This is a genomic window from Streptococcus sp. (assembly GCF_019414905.1).
In the GTDB taxonomy this organism is placed as follows: domain Bacteria; phylum Bacillota; class Bacilli; order Lactobacillales; family Streptococcaceae; genus Streptococcus.
Genome location: NZ_DXLC01000301.1, coordinates 1 through 1,092, shown reverse-complemented (window position 1 = coordinate 1,092; position 1,092 = coordinate 1). Strand labels below are relative to the sequence as shown.

General features: G+C 40.0%; 1 protein-coding gene. It reads right to left on the bottom strand.

All coding sequences use genetic code 11. The features are described from left to right. Nucleotides 1–1,092 (bottom strand): TrkH family potassium uptake protein (locus QZ359_RS09075; protein WP_293965908.1); only part of this gene is annotated, 1,092 nt, incomplete at both ends.

The window sequence follows — 1,092 nt, the reverse complement described above, 5'->3', positions numbered from 1 at the left end:
CAGTATGATTGGATAGATTTCAAGACGTCCTGCAATCATTGCAAAGGATAGTAGAAGTTTTGAAAATGGACTAAAAATTGAGAAACTTGCAGTTGTTCCTAAAATAGGACCGATATTGTTAAAGCAACTGAAAACAGCACTCGTGACAACCATTAAATTATTGGTATCTAAACTGACGATGAAAATCAAACTGAGTAGAATCATGATATAAACCACAAAGTACTTCAGAATCTTGTGCTGAGTATCCTTATCAATAACCGTTTGATTAACCTGAAGGGTTAAAACACGGTGAGGTGATATGGTAGACAAGACTTGATTTTTAGCAATTTTAGATAGGATGACTCCGCGAATAACCTTGAGACCACCTGCAGTGGAGCCGGCAGAACCACCGATTGCCATCAACATTAGCAAGATGTATTGAGAGAACAAAGGCCAGTTCGTGATATCTCCATATCCAAAACCGGTAGTGGTAATGATGTTAGATACTTGGAAGAAGGCCATCTCAAAACTTTGAGAAACTCCGCTATAGAGGTGAAGCGTGTTGAGTGTGATTAGACCAGTAGATATGGCTACAATCAAGAGATATGCTCGGAGTTCTTCATCAAAAAAGAATTCCTTGACTCGACGAAGCATGAGGTAGTAGTAGAGATTGAAATTGACACCAAACATCAAAACCCCGACACTTGTCAGATAGGTGATGAGAGAACTGTGATAGTGGGCAATTCCGTCATTATAAACAGTAAAGCCACCAGTACCAGCAGTACCCATAGCGATAACAAAACTATCGTAGAGTGGCATACCAGCAAGGTAATAAATAACCACAAAGAGGGCAAACATAGCCAGGTAGAGGATGTAAAGGATTTGGGCTGTATTTTTTAGCTTAGACACAACCTTACCAAATACTGGTCCTGGAACCTCAGCCTTCATAACTTCTAGGTGACTATTTTTAGAATTGTCCATAATAGCTAGGGCAAAAACCAGTACCCCCATCCCTCCGATGAGGTGGGTAAAACTCCTCCAAAATAGAAGAGAACGACTTAAGACAGAAACATCATTTAAAATGGTTGCTCCAGTTGTTGTGAAGCCAGAACT